Raw genomic sequence first — 8,161 nt, forward strand, 5'->3', positions numbered from 1 at the left:
CTACCCCGAAGCGCTGGGGTACCGTCGATCGCGATGGCCACGATCGAGGAGTGCCGTACCGCACTCGAAAAGCTCTCGGACAACATGGCGGACGCGGAAGGGGACGTCCGCGAGGCGGCGGCTCTGGACCGCTCGGTGAGCTGCCACATCAAGGACCTCGACGTCACCTTCGTCGGCCGTCTCACCGGCGGCCGGATCGACGTGCGGGACACCGTGCCGGGCCCGCCGCCCGACAAGGCGCAGATCCGGCTCGCCCTGGCCGGCGACGACCTGATCGCGCTGGTCGGCGGCGAGCTGAACTTCGCCACGGCCTGGGGCTCGGGCCGGGTGAAGCTGGAGGCGAGCCTGCTGGACCTGTTCCGCCTCAGGAAGCTTCTGTAGCGGCGGCCCGCTTCGGACCCGTCCGCGCCCCGCGGGCCGCCGGCACCACCAGCGGCGTGCCGGTCTCGGGGTCCTCGATGACCTGGCAGCGCAGCCCGAAGACGTCCTCCACCAGCTCCGCCGTCACGATGTCGCCCGGCGCGCCCTCGGCGACGACCCGCCCGTCGCGCAGGGCGACGAGATGGGTGGCGTAGCGGGCGGCGTGGTTGAGGTCGTGCAGCACGGCGACGAGCGTGCGACCCTGTTCCTCGTGCAGTTCGGCACACAGGTCGAGGACGTCGATCTGGTGCTGGATGTCCAGATACGTCGTCGGCTCGTCCAGCAGCAGCAGCGGCGTCTGCTGCGCGAGTGCCATGGCGATCCACACCCGCTGCCGCTGACCGCCGGACAGCTCGTCGACGTACCGTTCGGCGAGCCCGGCGATTCCGGTGCGCGCCATGGCCTCCCGCACGATCCGCTCGTCCTCGGCCGACCACTGCCGCAGTATCCCCTGGTGCGGGTAGCGACCGCGGCCCACCAGGTCGCCGACGGTGATCCCGTCGGGCGCGATCGACGACTGCGGCAGCAGCCCGAGCGTCCGGGCGACCTTCTTGGCCGGCATCGACTGGATGGCCTGTCCGTCCAGCAGCACCCGCCCCTCGCTTGGCCTGAGCATCCTCGACAGCGCCCGCAGCAGTGTGGACTTGCCGCACGCGTTCGGGCCGACGATCACCGTGAAGGAGCGGTCGGGGATCTCCACCGACAGCCGCTCGGCGACGACGCGCCGGTCGTAGGCGAGGGTGACACGGTCGGCGGACAGTCGGGTCACGGTGCTCCTTCGGTCGTTCGCTCCATGGCTGTGGGCGCTCATATCCGGCCCCTCCTGCGCTCGGTGACCAGCAGCCACAGCAGATGGGCCCCGCCGAGCACGCCCGTGACCACGCCCACGGGCAGTTGGTCGGCGCCGAAGGCGCGCTGCGAGACCCAGTCGGCGGTGACCAGCAGGGCGGCGCCCATGCAGAGCGAGGGCACCAGGTTCGGGCCGGGTGAGCGGGTGAGGCGCCGGGCGAGCTGTGGTGCGGTCAGGGCGACGAAGGCGACGGGACCGGCGGCGGCGGTGGCGGCCGCGATGAGCACGACCGCGCAGGCCATCAGCAGCAGCCGTACGCGCTCCACGCGCACCCCGAGGGCACAGGAGACGTCGTCGCCCATCTCCAGCATCCGCAGCCCGCGCGCGTTCGCGAGGACCAGCGGGACGAGCACGGCGCACAGGGCGAGCAGCGGCCGGACCTGGGTCCAGTCGCGGCCGCCCAGGGAACCCGTCATCCACACGACCGCGCGGGCCGCGTCCACGAAGTCGGCCTTGGTGATGAGGTAGCCGTTGACCGCGGTGACGACCGCGGAGACACCGATGCCGACCAGGACCAGCCGGTATCCGTGCACGCCCTGCTTCCAGGCGAGGAAGTGGATGGCCAGGCCGGTCACCAGGCCGCCCGCGAGCGCGCCGAGGGTGACCGCGGTGGCGCTGCCCGAGAACAGGACGATCACCACGAGCGCGCCGGCCGCCGCCCCCTGCGAGAGGCCGAGCACGTCCGGACTGCCCAGCGGGTTGCGGGAGATGGACTGGAACAGCGCACCGGCGAGGCCCAGACAGGCGCCGACCAGCAGAGCGACGAGGACGCGCGGCAGCCGCAGTTCGCGGACCACGAACTCCTGCACCTGGCTGCCGTCGCCGGTGAGTGTCTTCAGCACGTCCTGGGCGGGGATCGGCAGATCTCCGGTGCCGATCAGCAGCACGCTCGCGGTGAGGGCGGCGAGCACCAGCAGGGCGACGACCGTGCAGGCGCGGACGTCGACGCGCAGGGACAGACCGCCCGGGGCGCGCAGGGGCAGTGCGGTACGGGTAGCGCGGGTGGCGGTCACAGCCGGGCCGTCCTCCGCCGCCGTACAAGCAGGACGAACACCGGGCCGCCGATGACCGCGGTGACGATCCCGACCTGGAGCTCGGCGGGCCGGACGACGATCCGCCCGACGACGTCGGCGCCGAGCAGCAGCACCGGCGCCAGGACCGTGGCGTAGGGCAGGATCCAGCGCAGGTCGGGGCCGGTGAAGGAGCGCACGGCATGCGGGACCATCAGCCCGACGAAGACGATCGGCCCGCAGGCGGCGGTCGCGGCCCCGCACAGCACGGTCGCGGCGAGCATGGCGAACGCCCGCGTGCGGCCGAGGTGGGCACCCAGGGCGCGGGCGGTTTCGTCGCCCATGGCCATGGCGTTGAGCGGCCGGGCGAGCAGCAGGGCGACGACCGTGCCGGCCGCGATGAACGGCAGCACCTGCGAGATGGTCTCGTTCGTGGCGGAGGCCAGTGAACCGACGGTCCAGAAGCGGATCCTGCCCAGCGCCGCGCCATCCATGATCATCACGGCCTGCACATAGCCGTAGAGCGCGGCACTGATCGCGGTGCCGGCCAGCGCGAGCCGTACGGGTGTGGTGCCCCGGCCGCCACCGAGGAACCACACGAGCGCGCCCACGGCCGCCGCGCCGAGGAAGGCGAACCAGACGTAGCCGCTCGGACCGGTCACGCCGCAGTAGGTGATGGCGGTGACGACCGCGGCCGACGCGCCCGCGTTGATGCCCAGCAGCCCCGGGTCGGCCAGCGGATTGCGGGTCAGCGCCTGCAGCACGGCCCCGGACAGCCCGAGCGCGGCCCCGGCGCACAGGCCGAGGACCGTACGCGACAGCCGCTCGCGGACCACGATGTCGCCGTAGGTCCCCGACTCGCGGAACAGGCCGTGCCAGACCTGCGCCGGGGACAGCTCCTTCGCCCCGAGCGCGATGCTCGCCAGGGCGACGAGCACCAGGATCGCGGCGGCGAGGAGGAGCCCGGCGGCCCGCACCCCTCGACGGCTCGGGGGCGCGGCGGCGGCCGCCGCGCGCTCTTCGGGAGGACTGTCGACCAACACGAGGTTAGGTTAGCCTACCCTAGCCATCTGTTCGACGGTGCGTCAGCGGCGCACGGCGGCAGGGGGTCCACCTCCCGGCATCAAGCGGTTCCCGGACTCACAGACCCAGTCGCGCCAGCGCCTTTTCCCCCTCCAGTCCGCACGCGCCCTCGCCGCCCGCCGTCCAGGCCGCCGCGCACAGCGCCCGCAGCCCGTCCAGCGCCTCCCCCTCGCCATTCAGTTCGAGTTGCTCCTCGCCCGCCGTCGCCGTCCACCCTCCGCACCGGAAACCGTCACCCTCCTGGGTGATTTTCGGCTGCCCGGTGAGCAGCCCGCGCAGATCGGCGTCGACGTACGTCGGCCGGTGCTGCGGCGGCGCCGCGAGCAACAGCGCCCCGTCGGTCACACCCGTCAGTACGAGCAGCGAGTCGACCCCACCGTTGAACGCACCCTCGATGTCCGTGTCCAGCCGGTCCCCCACCACCAGCGGCCGCCTCGCGCCGGTGCGCAGGATCGTCTCGCGGTGCATCGGCGGCAGCGGCTTGCCCGCCACCTGCGGCTTGGCGCCCGTGGCGATCCGGACGACCTCCACCGCCGCGCCGTTGCCCGGGGCGATCCCACGCGCGCCCGGGATGGTCAGATCGGTGTTGGAGGCGAACCAGGGCACCCCGCGCGCGATGGCGTAGCACGCCTCCGCGAAACGCCCCCACTGCAGCTCGGGCCCGCCGTAGCCCTGCACCACCGCCGCCGGGTCGTCGTCGGCCGACTCGACCGGTTCGAGGCCGCGCTCGCGCAGCGCCACCCGCAGGCCCTCTCCGCCGATCACCAGGACGCGCGCCCCCTGCGGCACCTGATCGGCGATCAGCCGGGCCACCGCCTGCGCGGAGGTGACGACGTCCGACGCCTCCGCCCGTATCCCCAGCTCGGTGAGGTGCGCGGCCACCGCGTCAGGGGTGCGCAGGGCGTTGTTGGTGACGTACGCCAAACGCATGCCGCCCACACGGGCGGCACCGAGCGAGTCGACCGCGTGCCCGATCGCGTGGCCGCCCGCGTACACCACACCGTCCAGGTCGAGCAGGGCCGTGTCGTACGCCGTGCTCAGGGCCTGTCCACTGCCCTCGGGCTTCGTCCTGACGCCCTGGCTCATTCCGCATCGCTCCTCGTGACACCGGGTTTCCCCCGATCATCCCCCATGCCACTGACACACGTACGATGCCGGGATGAACACTGCAGGTCACTCGCCCGCAACGACGCGCCGAGGCCTGGAACTCACCCCGTTCCGCGGCCTTCGCTACGACCCCGACCGGGTCGGCAGTCTGGCCGCCGTCACATCCCCGCCCTACGACGTCGTCGTACGCCCCGACGGCCTGCACCACCTCCAGTCCGCCGACCCGTACAACATCGTCCGCCTGATCCTGCCGCAGGCCGGCACGCCCAGCTCCCGCAACAAGCAGGCGGCGGAGACCCTGCGCCGCTGGCTCTGCGAGGGCGTCCTGGCCGCCGACCGCGAACCGGGCCTGTACGTCTACGAGCAGCACGACGGCGACGGCATGCTGCAACGTGGACTGATCGGCGCGCTGCGGGTGTCGGACCCGGCGGAGGGTGTGGTGCTGCCGCACGAGGACGTCATGCCGCACGTGGTCGCCGACCGCGCCGCCCTGATGAGGGCCACCAGCGCCAATCTTGAACCCCTGCTGCTGACCTACCGCGGCAACGGCTCGACCGCCGCCACGGCCATGATCATCGAACGCACCGCCGAACGGCCGCCGCTGTTGTCGACGACCACGGAGGACGGCTTCAGCCACCGCCTGTGGGCCATCACCGACCCCACCGACCTGGCCGCCGTCCAGGACGATCTGGCGCAGCACCAGGCCCTGATCGCCGACGGCCACCACCGCTGGGCGACCTACCGGCGTCTTCGCGCGGAGCACTCCTCCCCCAGCGCCTGGGACTACGGTCTGGTCCTCCTGGTCGACACCGCCCGCTACCCGCTCCGGGTCCGCGCCATCCACCGCCTGCTGCACGGTCTTCCGGTTCCGGACGCGCTGTCCGCACTCGACGGCCTGTTCCGCGTACGGCGCCTGGACGTGCCGCTGGCCGAGGCCCTGGAGGTCCTCGCGGACGCGGCCTGCGCGGGCAACGCCTTCCTGCTCGCCGGCGACGGCGCCTTCCACCTGGTGGACCGCCCTGACCCCGCTCTGCTGGCCCGGACGATCCCGGCCGACCGTCCCGCCGCCTGGCGCACCCTGGACGCGACCGTCCTGCATGCCACGCTCCTGGAGCACGTGTGGCGGATCCCCGAGGACTCACCGGCCCACATCGCCTACATCCACGACACGGTCGCCACCGTGGAGAAGGCGGAACACGACGGCGGTACGGCCGTCCTGATGCACCCGGTCCGCGAGGAGGTCGTCCGCGACCTGGCCCGCCAGGGCGTCACCATGCCCCGCAAGTCCACGTCGTTCGGCCCGAAGCCGGCGTCGGGGCTGGTGCTGCGCGCGCTGGACCTGTGACACGCCCGAGGGCAGGTCCGGCACCCGGAACCTGCCCTCGGTCGCGAACCGGCGTCAGTCGTTCTCGGCCTCGCCGGCCCCATCTCCCGCCTCGTCCACGGCGTCCTCGGCATCCGGGGAGCCGTTGCCGTCCACGCCGCTCTCGTCGAGCGCGTCGGTGAACTCCACACCGTCCAGCTCGGCCAGGCGGTCCGAGGCGTCGGTGCTGCCGTCCCGGTCGGCCTCGACGGCCTTGGCGAACCACTCCCGCGCCTCGGCCTCCCGGCCCACGGCGAGCAGCGCGTCGGCGTAGGCGTACCGCAGCCGCGCGGTCCACGGCTGTACCGAGTTGGAGGCCAGCTCGGAGCTCTGCAGCGTCACGATGGCGGCGTCCAGCTGCCCCAGGTCACGGCGAGCACCGGCCGCGACGAGCCGCATCTCCACCTGCCCGGCCTTGTCGAGCTTGTGCACCTCCGGCGCCCCGGCCATGTCCAGCGCCTTCTCCGGCCGCCCGAGCCCACGCTCGCAGTCGGCCATGACGGGCCACAGGTCCACGCTCCCGGTCATCCGCCGGGCGGCGCGGAACTCGGCGAGCGCCTCGCTGTACTTCTGGTTCGCGTACGCGGCGAACCCGGCCGCCTCCCGAACGGCGCCGACGCGGGACGCCAGCCGCAGCGCCACCCTGGAGTAGGCGTAGGCACCCTCGGCGTCCTCGTCGATGAGCCGGGCGACCATCACCAGGTTCCTGGCGACGTCTTCGGCGAGCGTCTTGGGCAGGCTCTGCAGCTCCTGCCGTACGTCCTTGTCGATCTCGTCGCCGGTGACGTCCTCCGGGATCGGCAGCCGCTTGATCGGCTCGCGGTCACGGTCGCGGTCGCGATCCCGCTCGTCACGGAAGCGGCCGCCGCCGCGCCGGTCGTCACGGTCCCGGAAGCCGCCCGGGCGCCCGCCCCGGTCGTCGCGACGAGGGCCGCGTCCAGCGCGGTCGTCACGGCCGCGGAATCCGCCTCGGTCACCTCGGTCACCTCGGGTGTCGCGGTCGCCTCGGGTGTCACGGTCGCCGCGGCTGCCTCGGTAGTCGTCCCTGCGGAAGCCGCCACGGTCACCGCGCTCACTGTCGCGCCGGTCGTCGCGCCGGTCGTCCCTGCGGTCGTCACGGCGGTAGGCGGGGCGGTCGCCCTCACGGCGGAAGCCACGATCGCGGTCCCGGTCCCGGTCGCGGTCATCACGACGGCCGTAACCACCGCGGTCACCGCCCCGGTCACCGTCCCGGCGGTCGTCGCGGCGGTCATCGCGCCGGCCGTAGCCGCCGCGGTCGGGGCGCTCGGACCTGTCGTCGCGGCGGAAACCACCCCGGTCACTGCGGTCGTCGCGGCGCGCATGACCACGGTCGTCATCGCGACGCGCATGACCACGGTCGTCATCGCGACGCGCATGACCACGGTCGTCATCGCGACGCGCATGACCACGGTCGTCATCGCGACGCGCATGACCACGGTCGTCGTCACGGCGCGCATGACCACGGTCGTCGTCACGGCGCGCATGACCACGGTCGTCGTCACGGCGCGCATGACCACGGTCGTCATCGCGACGGCCATACCCACGGTCGTCGTCGCGGCGGAAACCACGGCGGTCGTCACGGCGCTCGCCGCGGTCGTCACGGCGGTAGGCGGGGCGGTCGCCCTCACGGCGGAAGCCACGATCGCGGTCCCGGTCCCGGTCGCGGTCATCACGACGGCCGTAACCACCGCGGTCACCGCCCCGGTCACCGTCCCGGCGGTCGTCGCGGCGGAAACCGCCGCGGTCGCCCCGGTCGTCGCGCCGGTCCCCGCGATCGGTGCGCTCGCCGCCACGGCGGTCATCGCGACGATCCCGGTCCCTGTCCCGGTCGCGATCCCGGTCGTCACGGCGGCCGTAGCCGCCGCGGTCGTCGTCTCGACGGCCGTAACCACCACGGTCGTTGCCGCGGCGCGGGCCCCCGCGGTACCCGCCACGGTCACCGCGGTCACCACCGTCCCGGCGACGCTGATCGCGCTCCGGACGCTCGTCGGGAGAGTTGGTGGACATCGGTGACTCCTGTCTTCGGTACCGCAAATTCATTCTCGCGCGGCCGGCCATCCGGCGCGCTCTGGAAAAACGAAAGGACCCCTGGTCCCAGCTGAACGCTGGTGACCAGGGGTCCTTCCCAAAGATTGTTCGGCGGCGTCCTACTCTCCCACAGGGTCCCCCCTGCAGTACCATCGGCGCTGTAAGGCTTAGCTTCCGGGTTCGAAATGTAACCGGGCGTTTCCCTCACGCTATGGCCACCGAAACACTATGAAACTGACAACCGCACCACACCACCAACAAAAGAAGAAGTGTGGGGTT

The 8,161-nt window shown here is 72.8% G+C and carries 8 protein-coding genes and 1 rRNA gene; 3 read left to right on the forward strand and 6 right to left on the reverse strand.

Annotated features, from left to right (window positions below):
* Nucleotides 1-33: 33 nt before the first annotated feature.
* Nucleotides 34-381, forward strand: a complete 348-nt coding sequence (locus ACH4UM_RS11945) for an SCP2 sterol-binding domain-containing protein (protein ID WP_398176692.1) — start codon at nt 34-36, stop codon at nt 379-381.
* Here the strand turns inward: ACH4UM_RS11945 and ACH4UM_RS11950 are convergent.
* The 4 genes from ACH4UM_RS11950 to ACH4UM_RS11965 form a co-directional block, all read right to left on the reverse strand.
* On the reverse strand, nt 365-1,231 hold the full coding sequence (locus tag ACH4UM_RS11950) for an ABC transporter ATP-binding protein (RefSeq protein ID WP_398176694.1): 867 nt from the start codon (nt 1,229-1,231) through the stop codon (nt 365-367). The genes ACH4UM_RS11945 and ACH4UM_RS11950 overlap by 17 nt on opposite strands.
* A complete protein-coding gene (locus tag ACH4UM_RS11955) occupies nt 1,228-2,283 on the reverse strand; it encodes a FecCD family ABC transporter permease (RefSeq protein ID WP_398176696.1) in 1,056 nt (351 codons plus the stop codon). The genes ACH4UM_RS11950 and ACH4UM_RS11955 overlap by 4 nt, the downstream gene beginning before the upstream one ends.
* The gene (locus ACH4UM_RS11960) at nt 2,280-3,323 is read right to left on the reverse strand and encodes a FecCD family ABC transporter permease (RefSeq protein WP_398176698.1); all 1,044 of its coding nucleotides are present in this window, start codon (nt 3,321-3,323) and stop codon (nt 2,280-2,282) included. The genes ACH4UM_RS11955 and ACH4UM_RS11960 overlap by 4 nt, the downstream gene beginning before the upstream one ends.
* A 97-nt stretch (nt 3,324-3,420) precedes the next feature.
* On the reverse strand, nt 3,421-4,449 hold the full coding sequence (locus tag ACH4UM_RS11965; protein WP_398176700.1) for an HAD hydrolase-like protein: 1,029 nt from the start codon (nt 4,447-4,449) through the stop codon (nt 3,421-3,423).
* Between the two features lie 73 nt (nt 4,450-4,522).
* On the opposite strand from ACH4UM_RS11965, the gene ACH4UM_RS11970 reads away from it, so the two are divergent.
* Nucleotides 4,523-5,815, forward strand: coding sequence for a DUF1015 domain-containing protein (locus ACH4UM_RS11970; protein WP_398176702.1), 1,293 nt, complete (start codon nt 4,523-4,525; stop codon nt 5,813-5,815).
* A gap of 54 nt (nt 5,816-5,869) precedes the next feature.
* Here ACH4UM_RS11970 and ACH4UM_RS11975 read toward each other — a convergent pair whose 3' ends face one another.
* Entirely contained in the window at nt 5,870-6,637 is a 768-nt protein-coding gene (locus ACH4UM_RS11975; RefSeq protein ID WP_398176752.1) for a hypothetical protein, read from the reverse strand.
* A 537-nt stretch (nt 6,638-7,174) separates the two neighbouring features.
* On the opposite strand from ACH4UM_RS11975, the gene ACH4UM_RS11980 reads away from it, so the two are divergent.
* A complete protein-coding gene (locus ACH4UM_RS11980) occupies nt 7,175-7,867 on the forward strand; it encodes a hypothetical protein (RefSeq protein WP_398176754.1) in 693 nt (230 codons plus the stop codon).
* Nucleotides 7,868-7,988: 121 nt separating this feature from the next.
* Here ACH4UM_RS11980 and rrf read toward each other — a convergent pair.
* A 5S ribosomal RNA gene (rrf, locus tag ACH4UM_RS11985) occupies nt 7,989-8,105 on the reverse strand.
* Nucleotides 8,106-8,161 lie beyond the last annotated feature (56 nt).

The organism is Streptomyces sp. NPDC020801, from assembly GCF_044334385.1.
In the GTDB taxonomy this organism is placed as follows: domain Bacteria; phylum Actinomycetota; class Actinomycetes; order Streptomycetales; family Streptomycetaceae; genus Streptomyces.